At 72.5% G+C, this 23,835-nt stretch carries 3 protein-coding genes; all 3 read left to right on the forward strand.

What is annotated here, in order from left to right; translation table 11 throughout:
- The coding region (locus ABZ842_RS37725; RefSeq protein WP_361548010.1) for an SDR family NAD(P)-dependent oxidoreductase at positions 1–3,569 on the forward strand (3,569 nt) is incomplete at its 5' end.
- Positions 3,566–19,441, forward strand: coding sequence for a type I polyketide synthase (locus ABZ842_RS37730; protein WP_361548013.1), 15,876 nt, complete (start codon positions 3,566–3,568; stop codon positions 19,439–19,441). The genes ABZ842_RS37725 and ABZ842_RS37730, both read left to right, overlap by 4 nt.
- Before the next feature lie 20 nt (positions 19,442–19,461).
- Positions 19,462–23,835: beta-ketoacyl synthase N-terminal-like domain-containing protein (locus tag ABZ842_RS37735; protein WP_361548016.1), on the forward strand; the 4,374-nt coding region annotated here is incomplete at its 3' end.

The following is a 23,835-nucleotide window of genomic DNA, read 5'->3' on the forward strand; positions in this document are numbered from 1 at the left end:
TGGAGGACGGTGCGCGGGTGGTGGCGTTGCGGTCGCGTGCGTTGCGGAGTTTGGCTGGTCGGGGTGCGATGGCGTCGATCGGGCTGGATCCGGAGTCGGTGGAGGAGCATCTGACGCGGGGTGTGTCTGTGGCGGCGGTGAACGCTCCGGGGCAGATTGTGGTGAGTGGTCCGGCGGACGAGGTCGCCGCGCTGTGTGCGCGGTTGGATGTGTTGGGTGTGCGGGCTCGGCGGATTGATGTGGATTATGCGTCGCATCATGCGCAGGTGGAGGTGGTGGAGGAGGAGTTGCGGGCTGAGTTGGCTGGGGTTGTTGATCTGGGTGGTTCGGGGCCGGGGTTGGTGTCGACGGTGACGGGTGAGGTCGTGCCGGCGGGCGGTCTGGATGGCGCGTACTGGTATCGGAATCTGCGGGAGCCGGTGCTGTTTGCGGATGTGGTGGGGGTGTTGCAGGGGTCGGGTTCGCAGGTGTTCGTGGAGATCGGTCCGCATCCGGTGTTGTCGTTGGCGTTGGAGCAGTCGGTGACGGACGGTCGGGTGCTGCACACCCTGCGCCGTAACCAACCCGATCGGGCCCAGTTGCTGAGCAGCTTGGGGGCTGCCTGGGTTGCCGGGTTGCCGGTGGCGTGGCGCAAGCTCCTGCCCACCGTCGAGCCGGTGACACTGCCCACGTACGCCTTCCAACGCCAGCGTTACTGGTTCGACGTCCCCGCTTCCGCGCAGGTGGACGTCGCCTCGACCGGCCTGACCCCGATGGACCACCCGCTGTTGAACGCCTTCGGAGTCCTGCCCGGCGACGACGCCCGGTTGTTCGTCGCCCGGCTCGCCCCGCACACCCACCGCTGGCTGCGGGAGCACGTCACGGCCGGGACCGTGACCGTGCCGCCCGCCGCCGTCGTGGAAATGGCCCTGCACGCAGGCCGGACCGTGCACTGCCCGCGGCTGGCCGACCTCACCATCACCGAGCCGCTGACGTTCCCGGCCGACGAAGCAGCCCAGGTCCAGTTGGTCGTCGGCGGCCCCGACGACGACGGCGGCCGACGGGTGGACCTCTACTCCCGGCCCGCCGACGACCCTGAGGCCGACTGGCGCAGCCATGCAACAGGTCGGCTCGCGGCCCACCCGGACGGCGCCGCCGCGGCACCTGCGCCGCGCACCTGGCCCCCGGCCGAGGCGCAGCCGATCGCCGATGACGACGTACGCCGGGCACTCACCGAAGGCGGATACGACACCGCGCACGCCGCCGCCCGGCTCGGGCGCCTGTGGCGGAGCGGCGCCGACCTGTGGGCGGAAGCGCGCGTACCTGCCGCGGACGAACTCTCCGCCGACCGCTTCGCGCTGCACCCGGACCCGCTGCACGCCGTCCTCCAAGCCGTCGCCGCGGTGACGATGGAGCCCACCGCCGCGCCGCGGCTGGCCACCGGCTGGCGCGATGTGACGGCCGTCGGCGGCGCCGCCGGTGACGTACGCGTCCACGCCACCCCGACCGGGCCCGACACCCTGTCGCTGCACCTGACGGACGCCGACGGAGCGCCGGTGGGCGACGTCGCGCAGGTGACCCTGCGACCGCCGACCGCCGAGCAGGCGCGCGCCTGGCGACGCGAGAACGTCCGACCGCTGCACCGCCTGGTGTGGGAAGGGCTCGGTATACCGTCCCAGCCCCAGACGCCCGACCGGTACGCCGTAGTGGACGCGGCGGACGACGAACTGTCCGAAGCGCTACGCCGCCAAGGAGCCGTCGTCGACCGGTACGCCGACCTCGACGAGCTGACCGGCACCGGTGAGGGCGCGCACGACGTGCCGCGGACGATCCTCGTGCCGGTCGTGCCCCGAGTGCTCGGCGACGCCTGCTCGCCGGGCGATGTGCACACGGCCGTGACCCGCGTCCTACGGATCGTCCAGGCATGGCTCGCGGACGAACGGCTCGCGGCCGGTCGGCTGGTCCTGCTGACCCGTTCCGCCGTGGCCGCCGACGGCGGCGACGTGGCGGACCTGACCGGCGCCGCGGTCTGGGGCCTGGCCCGTTCCGTGCAGGCGGAGCACCCCGAACGGCTCGTCGTGGTCGACGTCGACGAGCGCGTCGAGTCGTTGCGTGCGCTGCCCGCCGCGCTGGCCACCGGCCAGCCGCAGGCGGCGCTGCGGGCCGGCGCCCTGTACGTCCCCCGACTGCGCCCCCTCCCGCGCCGCAAGACCGACGGCGCGCCCCCGCTGGAGAAGTCGGGAACCGTCCTGATCACCGGCGCGACCGGCACCCTCGGCGGTCTCGTGGCACGGCACGTGGTCCGCGAACACGGGGTCGAGCGGCTGCTGCTCGTCGGCCGCCGCGGCGCCGCAGCGCCCGGCATGCCCAAGCTGATCGCCGAACTGACCGAGGCCGGCGCGGACGTCACGGTGGAGAGCTGCGACGTCGGCGACCGGGACGCGCTGGCCTCGGTGCTCGACGCGGTGCCCGTGGAACACCCCCTCACCGCGGTCGTCCACGCGGCCGGGGTCCTCGACGACGGGACGATCACTTCCCTGACCGGCGACCGGATCGCCGCCGTGCTCCGCCCGAAGGCCGACGCCGCGCTGCACCTGCACGAGCTGACCCGCCACCTCGACCTCACCGCCTTCGTCCTCTTCTCCTCGCTGGCGGCCACCCTCGGGACCGCCGGCCAGGGCAACTACGCAGCCGCCAACGCGCTCCTCGACGGCCTGGCGCACCGCCGCCGCGCCGATGGGCTGCCCGCGACCTCCGTGGCCTGGGGCTTCTGGGCCGAACGCAGCGGCATGACCGGTCACCTCGGGGAGACCGACGTGCACCGGCTCGCCGGCGACGGGGCGTCCGCGATGTCCACGACCGAGGGCCTCGCGCTCTTCGACGCCGCCCTCTCGGCCGACCTCCCCCTGGCGGTCGCCGGGCTCGACACCGCCCGCGGGACGCCCCCGGACCTACCGCCCGTGCTGTGGGGGACCGACGGCGCGGCGCCGCGCCCCGACGCAGGAGCGGACCGGGACGCCGTGCCGTTCGCCCGACGGCTGGCCGGCCTCCCGGAGCGGGAGCGCGAGGAAGCCGTCCTCGCCCTCGTCCGGCGGACGGTGGCCGACGTCCTCACGCACTCCGACGCGGAACGGGTCGACCCGGACCGCGCGTTCAAGGAGCTCGGGTTCGACTCGCTGACCGCCGTCGAACTGCGGAACCGGCTGGCCGCGGCCGTCGAGCGTCGACTGTCGCCGTCACTGGCGTTCGACTACCCGACGCCCCGGGCCCTCGCCGCGCACCTGCGGGGGGAACTCCTCGGCTCCGCCCTCACCGACCCGGTCTTCGCCAACCTCGCCGAACTCCACACCACCCTCGCGTCGCTGGAGGCCGACGACGCGCTCCGGGACAAGTTGGTCGCCCGGCTCCAAGGGCTGGTGTCCGTACTCACCGACACCGCAGACCACCACGACCGGGCACCCGCACGGGAAGCGGAACGGGACGACAGCGACATCGAGGCCGCCAGCGCGGACGAGGTTCTCGCGATCCTCGAACAGGAACTCGACGATTCGGCGGCGCCGTTCGGGCCGCAAGGAGGCACCGCACGATGACCGAGGACGCGAAGCTCCTTGACTACCTCAAGCGCGCCACGTCGGAACTGCGGCAGACGCGACGGCAGTTGCGGGAGACCGAGGAGCGCCAGCGCGAACCCCTGGCGATCGTGGCCATGAGCTGCCGGTTCCCCGGTGGCGTGGAGTCGCCGGAGGACCTGTGGGAGCTGGTCGCCGCGGGCGGCGACGCGATCGGGGGCTTCCCCACGGACCGGGGTTGGGACCTGGATTCGCTGTACGACCCGGACCCCGAGCGGAGCGGTACGACGTACGTCCGCGAGGGCGGCTTCCTGCCGGACGCGGGCGACTTCGACGCCGAACTGTTCGGCATCAGCCCGCGCGAGGCACTGAGCATGGACCCGCAGCAGCGGCTGCTGCTGGAGACGTCCTGGCAGCTGTTCGAGCGCGCGGCCATCGACCCGGGCGGTCTTGCCGGTCGTCGGGTCGGCGTCTTCGTCGGCTCGAACGGCCATGACTACAGCGCCCGGTTCCCCGTCGTACCGGAGGAGGTCGAAGGGCACTTCCTGACCGGGAACGCGGCGAGTGTGACCTCCGGCCGGCTGTCGTACGTGTTCGGGCTTGAGGGTCCTGCGGTGACGGTGGACACGGCGTGTTCGTCGTCGCTGGTGGCACTTCACTTGGCGGCGCAGGCGCTGCGGTCGGGCGAGTGCTCGCTGGCGCTGGCCGGCGGGGTGTCCGTGATGTCGACCCCGCAGACGTTCGTGGAGTTCAGCAGGCAGCGTGGGCTTGCGGCCGACGGCCGGTGCAAGGCGTTCGCGGCGGCTGCCGACGGCACGGCGTGGGGTGAGGGCGTCGGGCTGGTGCTGCTGGAGCGGCTGTCCGATGCCGTGACGAATGGGCATCGGGTGTTGGCGGTGGTGCGGGGTTCGGCGGTGAATCAGGATGGTGCGTCGAATGGTTTGACGGCGCCTAATGGTCCGTCGCAGCAGCGGGTGATTCGTCAGGCGTTGGCGAATGCGGGTGTGGATGCCCGTGAGGTGGATGTGGTGGAGGCACACGGGACGGGTACGCGGTTGGGTGACCCGATCGAGGCGCAGGCACTCCTTGCTACCTACGGCCAGGAGCGGACGGAGGGTCGTCCGCTGTGGTTGGGGTCGGTGAAGTCGAACATTGGTCATACGCAGGCTGCTGCGGGTGTTGCTGGTGTGATCAAGATGGTGATGGCGATGCGTCACGGGCTGGTGCCTGAGTCGCTGCATGTGGATGAGCCGTCGCCGTATGTGGATTGGTCGGCGGGTGAGGTGCGGCTGCTGACGGAGTCGGTCGCTTGGCCTGCTGAGGAGCGCGTGCGACGGGCGGGGGTGTCGTCGTTCGGCGTGAGCGGCACGAACGCTCACGTGATCTTGGAAGAGCCGCCCGCTTCGGAGCCCGAGCCTGAAGGGGGAGTGGCCTTCTCGGGGTTGGTGCCGTGGGTGGTGTCGGGGCGGGGTGATGCTGGTTTGCGGGGTCAGGCGGTGTGTCTTGCCGACTTCGTTCGGGGTCGTGAGGACGTTGACGTGGCTGGGGTGGCTGTTGCGTTGGTGGGGCGGGCTCGGTTGGAGTCGCGTGCGGTGGTGACGGGTGGGGACGTGGCGTCCCTGCTTTCCGGCCTGGATGCGCTGGCGGCTGGTGAGTCCGTTGACGGGCTGGTGGTGGGTTCGCCGGTGGGTGGGAAGTCGGCGGTGTTGTTCACCGGTCAGGGTTCGCAGTTCGCGGGTATGGGTGCGCAGTTGTATGAGCGGTTTGAGTCGTTTGCTGCTGTGGTGGATGAGGTGTGTGCTGTTGCGGATGGGCTGTTGCCGGAGCCGTTGCGGCCGGTGATCTTTGACCAGGACGCTCGTGGTGAGCGGGTTTCGGAGACCGTGTTTGCCCAGGTGGGGTTGGTGGCGCTGGAGGTTGGTCTGTGGCGTGTGCTGTCTGAGTTCGGTGTGCGGGCGGATGTGTTGGTGGGTCATTCGGTTGGGGAGATCAGCGCCGCTGTGGCCGCGGGTGTGCTGGGTTTGGAAGACGCCGTTCGGCTTGCGTGTGCTCGTGGTCGGTTGATGCAGGGCCTTGCTGGTGGTGGCGTGATGGTGTCCGTCGCCGCCCCGGCCGAAAAGCTTGAGGCGCGGATCGCAGCTGTCGCGGGTGTGTGGGTCGCTGCGGTGAACGCGCCCGATTCGGTCGTCCTCGCCGGTGAGGCGGATGCCGTTCGCGCCCTCGTGGACGAGCTGACCGTTGAGGACGTGCGGACCCGGTGGCTTCCCGTGAGCCACGCCTTCCACACGCCGCTGATGGAACCGGTGTTGGAGGAGTTCGCTGCCGCGATCGCCGATCTGTCGTTCAGGCCGGCCGAGATCCCCGTGGTGTCGACGGTCGCGGGTGAGCTGGCGGGGGTCGACTTCGGGAGCCCTGCGTACTGGGTGAACCACGCGCGTCAGCCGGTGCGGTTCGCGGACGCGGTGGAAGCGGCGCGCGCGTTGGGTGTTCGGGTCTGGGCGGAGGTGGGTCCGCAGCCCGCCCTGTCCGCGGCGATGCCGGAGCGCGATGGCGAGGCCGTCGCGAGTTTCATGCGTCGTGACCGCGACCAGATGGCGGGGTTGCTGACCGGCTTGTCCCGGCTCCACGTCCACGGCGTCGAGGTGGACTGGGACCGCTGGCTACCGGCCGCCTCGGGTTCCGTGGAGATCCCGACGTACGCCTTCCAGCGTCGCCGCTACTGGCTGGAGGCCGCGCCGGTCGCAGGAGGGGCGCCGGTTGACGCGAGTACGGCGGAGTTCTGGGAGGCGGTCGAGCGGAACGATCTCGGTGCGCTGGGCATCGATGACGGCACGCCTTCCGATGCGGTGCTTCCCGCTCTGTCGGCCTGGCGGCGCGGGCACCAGCAGCGGCAAGCGCTCGCCGACTGGCGCTACGACGTCACCTGGAAGCCCCTACCCCTACCCGTACCCGAAACCGCTGCGCCCGCCCTCACCGGCACCTGGCTGGTCATCGGACACCACGACGGCGTGGCGGTGCCGCTCGCCGCCATGCTCCAGGACGGCGGAGCCCGGGCGGAGGTCCTGATCGTCGAGCCCGGGACCGACCGGGACGACCTCGCCGCCCTGCTTCGTACGCTCTCCGCCGACGCCCGATCCCTCTCCGGAGTCCTGTCCGCACTGCCCCTTGCGGGCGGTGCCGCGCTGGCCGACGGCCTGGCCCTGGTGCAGGCGCTGGGCGACGCCGGATCCACCGCACCACTGTGGTGCCTCACCAGCGGCGCCGTGAGCACGGGCGACGACGACCCGGTACGCGATCCCGAGGCCGCGGCCGTGTGGGGGCTGGGCCGGGTCGCCGCCCTCGAACACCCCGACCGCTGGGGCGGACTGATCGACCTGCCCGCCGCACCGGACACGTCGACGTACCAACTCCTCAGCCGCGCGCTGACCGGCGCCACCCACGAGGACCAGCTCGCCCTCCGCGGCACCGGAATGCACGCGCGCCGGCTGCGCCGGGCCGTCGCTCCCGCCAACGCGCCAACGACCGGCGCGCCCGGTTGGTCGCCGCAGGGCACCACGCTGATCACCGGCGGCACCGGCGCCCTCGGCGGGCACGTCGCCCGCTGGCTGGCCGAGCGCGGCGCCGAGCACCTCGTACTCCTCAGCCGGCAGGGCCCGGACGCCCCCGGCGCCAGCGACCTGAGGCGCGAACTGGAAGGGCTCGGCGCCCGGGTCACGATCCGTGCCTGCGACATCAGCCGCCGGGACGAGTTGGCCGACGCCGTCGCCGCCGTGCCCGCCGAGCACCCCCTGACCAACGTGGTGCACGCCGCGGCCGTACTGGACGACGCCCCGCTGTCCGCGCTGACGCCCGACCGGCTGTCCGCAGTGCTGGACGCCAAGGCGACCTCCGCACGGCACCTCGACGAACTGACGCGCCACCTGCCGCTGGCGTCCTTCGTTCTCTTCTCCGCGTTCGGCGGGGTGCTCGGCAGCGCCGGACAGGGGAACTACGCCGCCGCCAACGCCGTCCTGGACGCTCTGGCCGAGCAGCGCCGCGCCGCAGGACTGCCGGCGACCGCGATCGCGTGGGGCGCGTGGGCCGGCGAAGGGATGGCGGCCCGTTCGGCGGCCACCGTGGTCCGGCTGCGCCGCACCGGCGTCCGCGCGATGCCGCCGGAACTCGCACTCGCCGCCCTGGGCCGCGCCCTTGAGTCTGCGGAGACCGCCGTCGTGGTGGCGGACGTCGACTGGGCACGGTTCGCGCCCGCACACACCGCCGCCCGACCCAGCACGCTGCTCGACGAACTGCCCGAGGCACGTACCGCCCTCACCTCGGAGAGCGCTCCCGCCGACGGCACGGGCACCGCCCTGTCGGCGACTGCCCGGCGGCTGGCCGCGCTGCCCGCATCGGAGCGGCACTCGGCCCTGCTCGACCTCGTCCGCGACCGGGTCGCCGCGGTCCTGGGGCACGCCGACCCGACGGCCGTCGGGTCCGAACGCCCCTTCCGGGAGCTGGGATTCGACTCCCTCACCGGCCTCGACCTGCGCAACCGGCTCGCCGTCGCCACCGGTCTGTCGCTGCCCGCGACACTGGTCTTCGACCGGCCCACCGTCGGCCAGCTCACCGCGTACCTCGACGCCGAACTCGCCGGCACCACCAGCCCGGCGCAGCGGCCCGTGCCCGACCCGGACGCGACAGCCGTCGACGAACCGATCGCGATCGTCGCGCTCGACTGCCAACTGCCCGGCGGCGTGCGCACCCCCGAGGACCTGTGGACCCTGCTGTCCGACGGCATCGACGCCATGGACACGTTCCCGACCGACCGCGGCTGGGACCTCACCCGGCTGTACGACCCCGAGTCCACCCGCCCCGGCACCACGTACGTCCGGCACGGCGGCTTCCTCCCCGACGCCGCCCTGTTCGACGCCGGCTTCTTCGGGATCAGCCCGCGCGAGGCGCTGGCCATGGACCCGCAGCAGCGACTGCTGCTCCAGGCGTCGTGGGCGGTGTTCGAACGCGCCGGGATCGACCCCTCGACGCTGCGCGGCAGCAGGACCGGCGTGTTCGTCGGCACCAACGGGCAGGACTACGCGGGCCTGCTCACCGACACACCGGACGGCGAGGACCACGACGACTTCGCTGCCACCGGCAACGCCGCCAGCGTGCTGTCCGGGCGGGTGGCGTACGCACTCGGGCTCGAAGGCCCCGCCGTGACCGTCGACACCGCCTGCTCCGCTTCCCTCGTCGGCATCCACCTGGCCGTCCAGGCCCTGCGCCGCGGCGAGTGCTCCATGGCGCTGGCCGGCGGGGTCACCGTGATGAGCACCCCCGCCGCGTTCGTCGGCTTCAGCCGCCAGCGCGGCCTCGCACCCGACGGCCGGTGCAAGCCGTTCTCCGCGCGGGCCGACGGCACGGCGTGGGGCGAGGGCGTAGCCGTGCTCGTACTCGAACGGCTCTCGGACGCCCGCCGGCACGGCCATCCCGTACTCGCCGTGGTCCGCGGCTCCGCCGTCAACCAGGATGGCGCCAGCAACGGCCTGACCGCGCCGAACGGCCCCGCCCAGGAGCGGGTGATCCGGTCGGCGCTCGCCGACTGCGCCCTGACCGCGGCCGACGTCGACGCGGTCGAGGCGCACGGCACCGGCACCACCCTGGGCGACCCGATCGAGGCGCAGGCCCTGATCGCCGCGTACGGGGACCGGCCGACGGACCGCCCCCTGCGGATCGGCTCCATCAAGTCGAACATCGGCCACACGCAGGCCGCCGCGGGCGCCGCCGGCGTCATCAAGATGGTCCTCGCCCTCCAACACGGCCTGCTGCCGCGGACCCTGCACGCGGAGGAGGCGTCCCCGCACGTCGACTGGTCGACGGGTGAGGTGCGGCTGCTGACCGAGCCGATCGCGTGGGAGCGCAACGGCCACCCGCGCCGGGCCGGCGTCTCCTCCTTCGGCGTCAGCGGCACCAACGCCCACGTGATCGTCGAAGAAGCCCCCGAGCTGCCACCCCTCGAAGTCCCGGTTTCCGGAGCGCCGGCTTCCGAAGCGCCACCTCTCGAAGCCCCGGCCTCCGACCTGCCGGCGGTGGACGAGGCGCTGCCGTTCCTGCTCTCCGCCCGCGACGACACCACCGCGGCGACCCAAGCAGCCCGGCTCCACGCACACCTCACAGCCCACCCGGACCTGAGCCTGCCCGACATCGCCCACTCCCTGGCCACGTCCCGCGCCGCCCTGGAACACCGGACGGTCGTCCTCGCCGCGGACCGGGACGAACTCCTCGACGCCCTGACCGCAGTGGCCGACGGCGCCCCCGCACCCACCGCCCTGCGCGGCGTCGCCCACGAGGGCCGCACCGCCGTGCTGTTCCCCGGACAGGGCAGCCAGCGCATCGGCGCCGGCCGCGCCCTGTACGCCCGCCACCCCGCGTTCGCCGCGAGCCTCGACGCCGTGTGCGCGGCCTTCGCTCCGGAACTGGAGCGGCCACTGCTCGACGTGCTGCACGCCGAGCCCGACACCCCCGAAGCCGGACTGCTGGACCAGACCCACTACACGCAGCCCGCCCTGTTCGCCGTCGAAGTGGCGCTCTACCGGCTCCTCGAAAGCTGGGGCCTGCGCCCCGACTACCTCCTCGGCCACTCCGTCGGCGAACTGGCCGCCGCACACGTCGCCGGCGTGCTCACGCTGCCCGAAGCGGCCCGGCTCGTAGCCGCCCGGGGCCGCCTCATGCAGGCGCTGCCGGCCGGCGGCGCAATGCTCTCCGTGGCCGCCGCCCCCGCCGACCTGGCGGCACTCCTCGACGGCCGCGAACACCGGATCGGCATCGCAGCCGTCAACGGCCCCGCCGCCACCGTGCTCTCCGGCGACGAGGACGCCGTCCAGGACGTCGCCGAAGCCTGCGCCGAACGCGGCATCAAGACCCGGCGACTGCGCGTCAGCCACGCCTTCCACTCCAGCCGCATGGACCCCATGCTCCCCGCGTTCGCCGACGTCGTGAGCGAACTGGACCTCACGGCGCCGCGGATCCCCGTCGTGTCCAACGTGACCGGCCTCCCGCTCACCGCCGACGAGGCCACCGCCCCCGAGTACTGGGTGCGGCACGTACGGGAAACCGTCCGCTTCCACGACGGCGTCCGCTGGCTGCACTCCCGCGGCGTCACCGTCTTCCTCGAACTCGGCCCCGACGGAGTGCTGTCCGGCATGGCCGCCGGAAGCCTCGCCGACGCCACGGGCGAAACGGCGTTCGTACCGACGCTGCGCCCGTCCCGGCCGGAGGCGCGCGCCGTCACGACCGCCCTCGGCGAACTGCACGCCCGCGGCGTCCCGCTGGACTGGTCCACGATCAGTGCCGCATGGGGCGGCCGGCCCGTAGCCCTGCCGACGTACCCCTTCCGACAGCGGCGGTACTGGCCCGAGCACACCCCGTCGCCCGTGGCCGGCACCGACCCGGCTGACGCGCACTTCTGGACCGCCGTCGACCGGCACGACGTCGCGGCCATCACCGGCGAACTCGGCGTCGCCGAGACGACGGCGCTGCCCGAGCTGCTGCCCGCCCTGTCCGCGTGGCGCGAGCGCCGGCACACCGAAACCACCGTCCAGGACTGGCGGTACCGGGAGACCTGGCGCCGGGTGACCGACCTCGCCGCGCCCCGGACCACCGGCACCTGGATCGTCGTAGCACCGTCTGGACAGTCCGAGCCGTCTGCACAGTCCGAGCCGCAGGCCGCTGCGGAAGCCGCGATGGCAACGGCCGGAGTCATGGCCGCCCTGACCCGCAACGGCGCCAACACCCACCTGCTCGCCGTCGACCCGGACGACGAAGCCCGCGCCGCCACCGCCCTGCGCGACGCCCTCGAATCGACGGACGCCCCGCCGACCGGGATCGTCTCCCTGCTCGCGCTGGACCAGCGTCCGTACCCCGGCCACCCCGAACTGACCGCCGGCCTGATCGGGACCGTACGGCTGGTCCAAGCCCTCGCGCAGAGCGAAGCCGACACCCGGCTCTGGTGCGTGACCCGCGGCGCCGTCGCCGCCGACTCCACCGAGCCCGTCACCGACCCCGCCCAAGCGCAGATCTGGGGGCTCGGTCGGGTCGCCGCCCTGGAACACCCGCGGCAATGGGGCGGCCTCGCCGACCTGCCCGCCGACGCCGATGACACCGCGTACGACCGGCTCTGCGCCGTCCTCTCCGATGCCGGCACCAGTGCGCGTGCCGTCGCCGGTGCTCGCGTCGGCATCGGCATCGGCGAGGACCAGGTCGCGATCCGGGCCGGCGGCGTACTCGGACGCCGACTGACGCGCGCCACCGCCCCCGCCACCGGCGGCTGGCAGCCCCGCGGCACGGTCCTCATCACCGGAGGCACCGGCGGGATCGGCGCACACGTGGCCCGCTGGCTCGCCCGCTCGGGCGCGGACCACCTGGTGCTCGTCAGCCGCAGTGGCGCCGACAGCCCCGGAGCGGCGGACCTCGCAGCCGAACTGGGCCCCCAGGTCACCGTCGCCGCGTGCGACGTCACCGACCGCGGCGCAGTCGCCGAACTCGTCGCCCGCACGGCCGCCGACGGCCACCCGATCAACGCCGTGCTGCACGCCGCCGGCGTCAGCCGCCACGCAGCCATCGCGGACGCCACGCCCGACGAAATCGCCGCCGCCGTCGCCGCCAAGGCCACCGGCGCCGCCGTACTGCACGACGTCTTCGCCGAAGCGGGCCAGGACCTCGACGCGTTCGTGCTCTTCTCGTCCATCGCCGGCGTCTGGGGCAGCGGCGGCCAGGGCGCGTACGCCGCGGCCAACGCGTACCTCGACGCCCTAGCCGAACACCGCCGGGCCCTCGGGCTCCCGGCCACGTCCGTGGCTTGGGGCGCCTGGGCGAACATCGGCATGGCCGCGACGGACGAGGCCGCCGACCAACTGCGCCGCCGTGGGATCACCGTCATGGACCCGGACCGCGCCGTCGTCGCCCTCGGCCAGGCCGTCGCCGCGGCTGACGACGAGGCCGTGGTCACCGTCGCCGACGTGGACTGGGAAAGGTTCGCCCCCCTCTTCACCGGCGCCCGCCCGAGCCCGCTGCTCTCCGAACTCCCCGAAGCCGTAAGTCAGTTGAGTGAGGCGGGGGGAGACTCGGCACCAGCGCCGGGCGCGAGCGACCTCGGTCTCCGCTTGGCCTCCCTGCCGGCGCCCGCCAGCACACAACTGCTGCTGGACCTCGTACGCACCGAGGCCGCCGCGGTCCTCGGCCACGCAGACCCGAGCGAGGTCGACGAGGGCCGCGCCTTCCGCAGCCTCGGCTTCGACTCGCTCACCTCGATCCAACTGCGTGACCGGCTGGCCGCCGCGACCGGCGCCGCGCTGCCCGCCACCCTCGCGTTCGACCACCCCACCCCCACCGCGCTCGCCGAGCACCTGCGCCACACGTTGCTCGGCCTGCGGCCGGAGCAGCAGCCGATCAGCCCGGCGCGCACCGCCGGCACCGGCGCCGCCGACACCACGGACGACCCGATCGTCATCGTGGGCATGAGCTGCCGGTTCCCCGGTGGCGTGGAGTCGCCGGAGGACCTGTGGGAGCTGGTCGCCGCGGGCGGCGACGCGATCGGGGGCTTCCCGACGGACCGGGGCTGGGACCTGGAGTCGCTGTACGACCCGGACCCCGAGCGGAGCGGTACGTCCTACGCCCGCGAGGGCGGGTTCCTCGCGGACGCGGGCGACTTCGACGCCGACTTCTTCGGCATCAGCCCGCGCGAGGCGCTGGCGATGGACCCGCAGCAGCGACTGCTGCTGGAGGCGGCCTGGGAAGCGCTGGAGCGCGCAGGCATCGCCGCGGAGTCGCTGCGGACGAGCCCGACGGGCGTTTTCATGGGCACCAGCGTCCAGGACTACGGAACCCTGCTCGGCGGCGCTGGTGGCGCCGGCGGCACGGTCGAGGGGTACTTCCTGACCGGGAACGCGGCGAGTGTGGTGTCGGGTCGGTTGGCGTACGTGTTCGGGCTTGAGGGTCCTGCGGTGACGGTGGACACGGCGTGTTCGTCGTCGTTGGTGGCGATGCATTTGGCGGCGCAGGCGCTGCGGTCCGGAGAGTGCGGGCTTGCCTTGGTCGGCGGCGTGACGGTGATGTCGACGCCGGGTGCGTTTGTGGAGTTCAGTCGGCAGCGTGGGCTTGCGGCGGATGGTCGGTGCAAGCCGTTCGCGGCGGGCGCGGACGGCACGGGGTGGGGTGAAGGCGCGGGCGTGCTGGTGTTGGAGCGCCTTTCGGACGCTCATCGCCAGGGGCATCGGGTGTTGGCGGTGGTTCGGGGTTCGGCGGTGAATCAGGATGGTGCGTCGAATGGTTTGACGGCGCCTAATGGTCCGTCGCAGCAGCGGGTGATTCGTCAGGCGTTGGCGAATGCGGGTGTGTCTGCTGGTGAGGTGGATGTGGTGGAGGCCCATGGGACCGGTACGACGCTGGGTGATCCGATTGAGGCGCAGGCGTTGTTGGCGACGTATGGGCAGGAGCGGGTGGAAGGCCGTCCGTTGTGGTTGGGGTCGGTGAAGTCGAACATTGGTCATACGCAGGCGGCTGCGGGTGTGGCTGGTGTGATCAAGATGGTGATGGCTATGCGGCATGGGCTGTTGCCTGAGTCGTTGCATGTGGATGAGCCGTCGCCGTATGTGGATTGGTCGGCGGGTGAGGTGCGGCTGCTGACGGAGTCGGTGGCTTGGCCTGCTGAGGAGCGCGTGCGACGGGCGGGGGTGTCGTCGTTCGGCGTGAGTGGGACGAACGCTCACGTGATTTTGGAGGAGCCGCCGGCTCTGGAGCCCCGGTCCGCGGTGGCGGCGGTGGAGGTTTCTGGTCCGGTGCCGTGGGTGGTGTCGGGTCGGGGCGATGCGGGTCTGCGGGGTCAGGCGGCGAGTCTTGCTGACTTCGTGCGGGGTCGTGAGGGTGTGGATGTTGCTGGGGTGGCTGTGGGGTTGGTGGGGCGGGCTCGGTTGGAGTCGCGTGCGGTGGTGGTGGGTGGGGATGTTGCGTCTCTGCTGTCGGGGTTGGAGGCGTTGGCGGCTGGTGGGGTTGTTGATGGGGTGGTGGTGGGTTCGCCGGTGGGTGGGAAGTCGGCGGTGTTGTTCACCGGTCAGGGTTCGCAGTTCACGGGTATGGGTGCGCAGTTGTATGAGCGGTTTGAGTCGTTTGCTGCTGTGGTGGATGAGGTGTGTGCTGTTGCGGATGGGCTGTTGCCGGAGCCGTTGCGGCCGGTGATCTTCGGCGAGGACGCTCGGGGTGAGCGGGTTTCGGAGACCGTGTTTGCCCAGGTGGGGTTGGTGGCGCTGGAGGTTGGTCTGTGGCGTGTGCTCTCGGAGTTCGGTGTCCGGGCTGACGTCCTGGTGGGTCATTCGGTTGGGGAGATCAGCGCCGCTGTGGCCGCGGGTGTGTTGTGCTTGGAAGACGCCGTTCGGCTTGCGTGTGCTCGTGGTCGGTTGATGCAGGGCCTTGCTGGTGGTGGCGTGATGGTGTCCGTCGCTGCCCCGGCCGAGAAGGTCGAAGCGCGTGTTGCTGGGCTTGATGGTGTGTGGGTGGCGGCGGTGAACGCGCCGGAGTCGGTGGTTCTTGCTGGGGAAGCCGACGCTGTCCGTGCTGTGGTGGACGAACTGTCGGCCGAAGGCACTCGTACTCGGTGGCTGCCGGTGAGTCATGCGTTCCACACGCCGTTGATGGATCCGGTGTTGGAGGAGTTCGCTGCTGCGATCGCTGATCTGTCGTTCGGGCCGGCGGAGATTCCGGTGGTGTCGACGGTGGCGGGTGAGCTGGCGGACGCGGCCTTCGGGAGCCCGGAGTACTGGGTGGAGCACGCTCGTCAGCCTGTGCGGTTCGCGGACGCGGTCGACGTGGCACGGGCGTTGGGTGTTCGGTTGTGGGTTGAGGTGGGTCCGCAGCCTGCACTGTCTGCGGCGATGCCTGAGCGTGACGGGGAGGCTGTCGCGAGTTTCATGCGTCGTGACCGTGACCAGGTCACCAGTGTTCTCACGGGTCTGTCCCGGCTCCACGTGCACGGCGTGGACGTGGATTGGGGCCGTTGGCTGCCTGAGGTGTCGGAGCGGGTGGAGGTGCCGACGTATGCCTTCCAGCGTCGCCGGTACTGGGTGACGGGGGCGGCGAACGCGGGTTCCCTGACTGGTGCCGGTCTGGCGGTCGCGGGTCATCGACTGCTGGGCGCGCAGGTTTCGCTCGCCGGTGGTGGTGTGGTGTTGACGGGTCGGTTGTCGACGTCGGCGCAGCCGTGGCTTGCTGATCACGCGGTCTCGGGCGTTGTGATCGTCCCCGGGACGGCCTTCGTTGACCTGGCGGTGCACGCCGGTCTTCAGGTGGGTTGCTCCCGGTTGGGCGAGTTGACGTTGCAGGCGCCTCTGGTCCTGGCGCAGGACGGTCCGGGTGTGACCGTGCAGGTCGTCGTCGACGATCCTGACGAGCACGGTCAGCGCGCGGTGAACATCTACTCGCGGCCGGACGGCGACGACAGCGACTGGACCCGACACGGCGTCGGCTCGGTCACCGATGCGGCTGGAGCATCGATCCCGGATTGGGTGTGGGCTCCTGTTGGCGAGTCGATGTCGGTGGAGGACATCTACGAGGGTCTTGCGGACGCCGGCTTCGACTACGGTCCGGTGTTCCAGGGCTTGCGGCAGGTCTGGGTGGACGGGAAGGACGTGTACGCCGAGGTCGTACTTCCCGACGACCCGTCGGGCTTCGCCTTGCACCCGGCCCTGCTCGACGCAGCCCTACACGCCCTCGCCGTCACCGGTGAGTCCTCCGAGGCCGGGCTTCCCTTCGCCTTCGCCGGCGTCACCGTTCACACCACCGGTGCCCGCGCCCTCCACGCCCGACTGCGTCGCGGCGCCGACGGCGTCAGCATCGAAGCCGTCGACCCGACCGGCCAGCCCGTCGTCACCGTCGAATCCCTGACCCTGCGACCGGTGAGTGAAGCCGCGCTCAATCCGGCGCAGGAGACCCCGTTGCGGATGCGCTGGGACCAGGTCGCGGTCCTCGCGACCGGCACGGCGGCCCCGGCGGATCAGGACAGCGATGCGCCGTCCGTGCCCGATGACTGCGCCCTGGTGTCGGCGGGCCATCACCAAGGCGTGGCCGAGGTGCTCGATGCGTGGGACGACGGCACGGCCGGGCCCGCCTGGCTGGTCGTGGACCTGCCGGACGGAGCCTCCGGGCCGACGCCGGCGCGCGCCCGCGCCGCGACAGAATGGCTGCTGCTGCAAGTGCAGGCGTTCCTGACGGCGCCCGCGCTCGCCGACACGCGGCTGCTGATCCGCACCAAGGGCGCGATTGCCACCGGACCCGGTGACCGAGGCATCGACCCGGCCGTCGCCACCGTCTGGGGGCTGGCGCGGTCGGCCGCGGCCGAGAACCCCGACCGGATCCACCTCCTCGACATCGACGCCGACTCGGCCGACACGCGCCCCGCCGCCGACGGCGACATGCGGGACCTGCTGGCCGCGGTCGACGAAACCGGCCGTGAGCAACTCGCCCTGCGCAACGGCGCACTGCTCGTACCCCGCCTCGTACCGCTCGACGACGACGTGCTGTCCGTCCCGGCCGCGGCGAACTGGCGGCTGACGCCCGGCGGCAAGACCCTCGACGGACTGGCCCTCGAACCGCAGCCGTCGACCGCCGGCGAACCGCTCGACGCGGGCCGGATACGAGTCGCGGTGCGCGCCGCCGGCCTGAACTTCCGTGACGTGATGATCGCCCTCGGGATGTACCCGGGCCGCGTTCCACTCGGTGCGGAAGGCGCAGGAGTCGTCACCGAGGTCGGTCCGGGCGTCACCGGGCTGGCCGTCGGCGACCGGGTGTTCGGCCTGATGACGGAGTGCTTCGGCCCGCTCGCCGAGACCGACGCCCGCACGGTCGCCGCGATGCCGGAGGACTGGTCGTACGCGGAGGCTGCGTCCGTCCCGATCGTCTTCCTGACGGCGTGGTACGCGCTGTGTGACCTGGCTGGTTTGCGTGCGGGTGAGCGGGTGCTCGTGCATGCGGGTGCGGGTGGTGTGGGGATGGCGGCGATCCAGCTCGCGCACCATCTCGGTGCGGAGGTGTTCGCGACGGCGCATCCCTCGAAGTGGGGGACTCTACGGGCTCTGGGGGTGGCGGACGATCACATGGCGTCGTCCCGTGATCTGGACTTCCGGCGGGGCTTCGCGGAGGTGACGCAGGGCGCGGGCATGGATGTGGTGTTGAACTCGCTCGCGGGTGAGTTCGTGGACGCCTCGCTCGAACTGCTCCCGCGCGGTGGCCGGTTCATCGAGATGGGGAAGACCGACGTCCGTACCGAGGACGGCCTTCCGGTAGACGTCACGTACCGCACCTTCGACCTGTCCGACCCCGCACCGGAGCGCATCGGAGAGATGCTGTGCGACGTGCTCGCCCTGCTCCGGCGCGACGCGCTCGACCTGCTGCCGCTGACCACCTGGGACGTACGCGAGGCGCCGGCCGCGTTCCGGTACCTCGGCCAGGCCAAGCACACCGGCAAGCTGGTGCTGACCGTGCCCCCGCCGCTGGACCCGGACGGCACCGTCCTGGTCACCGGCGGGACCGGCACCCTCGGCGCGCTGCTGGCCCGGCACCTGGTGACGGAGCACGGCGTACGGCACCTGCTGCTGACCAGCCGCCGCGGACCCGAAGCGCCGGGCGCCGCCGAACTCGTCGAGGGACTGCGGCGGGCGGGCGCCGAAGCGCACGTCGTCGCCTGCGACGTGGCCCACCGGGACCAGGTCGCCGCCCTCCTCGACGGCATCGACCGGGCCCACCCGCTGACCGGCGTCCTGCACGCCGCCGGGGTCGCCGACGACGCCGTCATCGGCTCCCTCACCCCGGAACGGATCGCCACGGTGCTCGCCGCCAAGGCCGACGCCGCATGGCACCTGCACGAGCTGACCCGCGGCGCCGACCTCGCCATGTTCACCCTGCTCTCGTCCGCGTCAGGGGTGCTCGGCTCCCCGGGCCAGGCGAACTACGCGGCGGCCAACACCTTCCTCGACGCGCTCGCCGAACACCGCCACGCCCGCGGCCTGCCCGCGCAGTCGCAGTCCTGGGGCCTGTGGGCCCAGCGCAGCGGCATCAGCGGACACCTCACCGACGCCGACCTCGCGCGCATCGCCGCGTCCGGCATGGTGCCGCTGAGCACCGACGTCGGGCTACGGATGTGGGACCGCGCCCAGCGCCGCAACGACCGGCCCCACCTCGCCCTGTTCCCCACCGATCCGCGACACCGGCACACCCACCCGCTGCTCGCCGGCCCGGCCGTGTCCGGCCGCGCCCCGCAGCCGCGGAAGGCAACGGCCGTCGGACAGGCCGACGCCCGCGACCGGCTGGCCGCACTGCCCGCCGGTGAACGCCGCCGCACGCTCGTCGCCCTCGTCCGCGAGCACGCCGCCGCGGTACTCGGACACGTATCCGTCGAAACGGTCGATGACGAACGGGCCTTCAAGGACCTCGGGTTCGACTCCCTCACCGGCATCGAGTTGCGGAACCGGCTGAACGCCGCCACCGGCGTGTCACTGCGGCCCACCCTCGTGTTCGACCACCCGACCCCGGCCCTGCTCGCCGCCCACCTGGACCAGCAACTCGCCGCCGGCGCCACGACCCGCGCCACCACCGGCGCCACGGACCCGACCGACCTGACCGACCCGACCGACGACGACCTCACCGAGGCCGAGTTCCGTCGCCTGGTGGCCACCATCCCGCTCCGGACCCTCCGTGCAGCTGGCCTCAGCGGCCCGCTGCTGCGGCTCGCCCACGGAGAGGGCCACGGAGAAGGCCACGAGGACGGCCACGAGGACGGCCGTGCACCGGCCGCGCCCGAGGACCGCCCCGGGGAGATCGACGCCATGGATGCCGACGAACTGATCCGCATCGCCCTCGACACGCTCGAATCCTGACGCTTCCGGGAGACACGACCATGCAAACCTCGGCCGATCAGCTCGTCCAGGCGCTGCGCGCTGCGCTGAAGGACAACGACCGGCTCCGGCGCGAGCACCGCGACCTGGCCACCGCCGCGCGGGAACCGATCGCCGTCGTCGGCATGGCCTGCCGCTACCCGGGCGGCGTGACCACCCCCGCGGAGCTGTGGCAACTCGTCGCCCGCGGCGGCGACGCCATCACCCCGTTCCCCCGCGACCGCGGCTGGAACCTCGACGAACTGCGCGGCTCCGACGCCGACGAGGCCGGCACGTCCTACGTGCAACTCGGCGGGTTCCTCCACGACGCGGCCGACTTCGACGCCGAGTTCTTCGGCATCAGCCCGCGCGAGGCGCTGGCGATGGACCCCCAGCAACGCCTGCTCCTGGAGACCAGCTGGGAGGCCGTCGAACGGGCGGGCATCGACCCGGGGTCGCTGCGCGGCACCAAGGTCGGGGTGTTCTCCGGGCTGATGGGCCAGGGGTACGCATGGCGCCTGTCGGACGTGCCGCCGGACGTCGAGGGCTACGTCGGCACCGGCAACACGGCGAGCGTCGCCTCGGGCCGGGTCTCGTACTCCTTCGGCTTCGAAGGACCCGCGATCACCATCGACACCGCCTGTTCCTCCTCGCTGGTGGCCGTGCACCTGGCCGCCCACGCCCTGCGCCGCGGCGAGTGCACCATGGCGCTGGCCGGCGGCGTCACCGTGATGTCCACACCGGACACCTTCGTGGAGTTCTCGCGCCAGCGCGGACTGGCCCCGGACGGGCGCTGCAAGGCGTTCTCCGCCGAAGCCGACGGCACCGGCTGGGCCGAAGGCGCCGGCGTACTGCTCCTGGAGAAGCTCTCCGACGCACGCCGCAACGGACACCCCGTACTCGCGGTCATCCGCGGATCCGCCGTCAACCAGGACGGCGCCAGCAACGGCCTGACCGCCCCCAACGGCGCCGCACAGGAAGCCGTGATCCACCAGGCACTCACGGCCGCCGGCCTGACCAGCGCAGACGTCGACGCCGTGGAGGCCCACGGCACCGGCACGAGGCTCGGCGACCTCATCGAAGCACAGTCGCTCCAGGCCACTTACGGCACCGACCGAATCGCGGGCGACCCCATCCGGATCGGCTCCCTCAAGTCGAACATCGGACACTCCCAAGCCGCGGCCGGCGTCGGCGGCATCATCAAGATGATCATGGCGCTGCGGCACCGCACCCTGCCGCGCACCCTCCACGCGGAGCAGGCCAACACCGCGATCGACTGGAACTCCGGCACCATGGCGCTGCTCACCGAGGAGACGCCCTGGCCCGAACGCGACCGCGCCGCCCGCGCCGCCGTCTCCTCCTTCGGAGTGAGCGGCACCAACGCACACGTCATCCTGGAAGCACCCGACGGCCCCGAAGCGGCCGAGGACCCCGCCCGGCCCGCAGGCGACACCGCAACGGCCGACGGCGACGCGACGCCCACGGAGGCGCCCAGGCCGTGGCTGATCGCCGCCCGCAACCCCACCGCACTGCGCGGACAGGCCCAACGCCTGTACGACCTCGTCGCCGAGCGCCCCGAACTGCGCGATGCCGACGTCGAGGTCTCGCTCCGCACCGGCCGCTCTCCCTTCGAGCACCGTGCTGTGATCACCGGCGACGACCGCGACACCCGGATGCGCGCATTGGCCGCTCTCGCCCGCGACGAACCCTCCGCGCACGCAGTGATCGGCCAAACCGTCCGCGGCGACGCCGTGTTCGTCTTTCCCGGTCAGGGCTCGCAGTGGGTCGGTATGGGCATGGAGTTGTACGACGCGTTCCCGGTCTTCGCCGAACATCTCCAGGCGTGTGCTGTGGCGCTGGAGCGGCATGTGGATTGGTCGTTGCTTTCGGTGCTGCGGGGTGAACCTGAGGCTCCGTCGTTGGATCGTGTCGATGTCGTTCAGCCGGCGCTGTTCGCTGTGATGGTGTCGCTGGCCGGCCTGTGGCGCTCGCTGGGCGTGGTTCCGACTGCTGTGGTGGGTCACAGTCAGGGGGAGATTGCTGCCGCGTATGTGGCGGGGGGTCTGTCGTTGGAGGATGCGGCGTGTGTGGTTGCGTTGCGGAGTCGGGCGCTTCGTGGTCTGGCGGGTCGGGGTGCGATGGCGGCGGTCGGGATGCCGGCTGCCGAGGTTGCCCGGCGTGTCGGCGACAGCGGTGAGGTGTCGGTTGCTGCGGTCAATGGGCCGGTGTCGACGGTGGTGGCCGGCGGTCCGGACGCGGTTGAGGCGTTCCTTGGTGTGGTTGCTGGGGAGGGGGTGCAGGTTCGTCGGTTGCCGGTGGACTATGCGTCGCATTCGGTGCAGGTGGCGGAGATCGAGCAGGAGCTGATGGAGGCTCTGGCCGGGGTGGAGGCCCGGTCGGGGGATGTGGGGTTCTACTCGACGGTGACCGGTGGCGTGGTGGATACGGCGTCGTTGGATGCGGGGTATTGGTATCGGAATCTGCGGCAGACGGTGCGGTTTGAGGAGACCGTACGGTTGTTGTTGGAGCGGGAGGTGCGGCAGTTCGTCGAGTGCAGTCCGCACCCGGCGCTCCTCGCCGGGATTGCCGACACGGCGGCCGAGACCGGAACCCCCGCTGCCACGGTCGGGTCGCTACGCCGTGCCGACGGGGGCCGGCAGCGGTTCCTCACCAGCCTCGCCCAGGCCCACACCCACGGCATACCCGTCGACTGGGCCGCCCTCCCCGGAGCCGACGGCAACCGCGTCGAACTGCCCACCTACGCCTTCGACCGCCGCCGCCACTGGCTCACCTCGACACCGAGCACCCGCCACGGACTGACCGCCGCGGGACTCCACAGCGCCGACCACCCCCTCCTCGGCGCGGCCGTGCCCGTACCCGCCGCCGACGGACACCTCCTCACCGGACGGCTCTCCCTCCACACCCACCCCTGGCTCACCGACCACCGCATCCTCGGCTCCGTACTCGTCCCCGGCACCGCACTGCTCGAATTCGCCACGCACGCCGCCCACCTCGCCGGAGCCCACGGCGTCGCCGAACTGACCCTGGAAGCACCGCTGATCGTCCCCGACGACGGCGCGGTCGACGTGCAAACCCTCGTCGAACAGCCCGACGACAGCGGCTGGCGTGCCCTGAGCATCCACTCCCGCGCCGCCGACGCCCCGGACGACGCACCCTGGCACCGGCACGCCCGCGGATTCCTCACCACCGACGCCGACGCACCCCCGGCCGCAACGCCGAAGCCCGCCGCCTGGCCGCCGCCCGGCGCCACCCCGATCCCCACCGACGACCTCTACGAACGCCTCGCCGGCATCGACTTCCACTACGGCGACGCCTTCCGCGGACTGCACGGCGCCTGGCGACGCGGCCGAGAACTCTTCGCAGACGTACGACTGCCCGAAGGACACACCGTGCAGGCCGAACAGTTCGGCCTGCACCCCGCCCTGCTCGACAGCGCCCTGCACGCCCTCGGACTCGGCCCCGACGCCGACGAAGAGAAGAACGGCGGACTCCTGCCCTTCTCCTGGAGCAACGTCACCCTCCACCGGCCCGGCGCCGACCGGCTGCGCGTGCACATCACACCGGCCGACGAGCCCGACACCATCTCCCTGCGCGCGACCGACACCACCGGCACACCGGTGCTGACGGCCGGCTCCCTCGTCCTGCGGCCCGTCTCCGCGGACCACATCCGCACCGCATCGCGCACCACCGGCGGACTGCTGCGCCGCATCGAATGGCCCGCCCGCCCGCGCCCCACGACGTCCACCCCGTCGGGCCGGACGGTGGTCGTCGGCGACGGCATCGCCGGCTGGCCCACCGTCGACCGACTGCCCGAACTCGCCGAACCCGAAGCGGCCCGATCCACCTGGGACGCCCTGCCCGAGCCGCTGCCGAGCAACGTAGCCCTGGTGTGCACCGCCGAGCCGACGGAGCTGAACGGCGACGCCGCCGAGACGGCCCGCGCGGCGGTCGTCCGGACGCTGCGCCTGGTCCAGGACTGGATCGGTGACGTGCGGCTCGCGGACTCCCGGCTGGTCCTGGTCACCCGCGGAGCCGTCGAGGTGCTGCCGGGCGAGGGCGTCACCGACCTCGCGTACGCGGCGGTGTGGGGCCTGGTGCGGTCGGCCCAGAACGAACACCCCGGCCAGTTCGTCCTGCTGGACGTCGACGACGTGGATGTCGCTCCCGAACTCCTGCGCGCGGCCCTCGCCACCGGAGACGACCAGCTCGCCGTCCGCGGCGGCACCCTGCACTCACCCACGCTCGCCACCGTGCCGGCCGTCGCGCCCGCCGCTCCCCACTCCATCGATCCTGAGGGGACGGTGTTGGTGACGGGTGGTTTGGGTGTGTTGGGTGGTTTGGTGGCGGAGTGGTTGGTGTCGGTGTGTGGTGTGCGT

The organism is Streptomyces sp. NPDC047315 (assembly GCF_040643215.1).
Taxonomy (GTDB): domain Bacteria; phylum Actinomycetota; class Actinomycetes; order Streptomycetales; family Streptomycetaceae; genus Streptomyces.

Coding starts and splice junctions, on each gene's coding strand:
- ABZ842_RS37730 (WP_361548013.1), top strand. CDS start 3,566: ATGACCGAGGACGCGAAGCTCCTTGACTACCTCAAGCGCGCCACGTCG.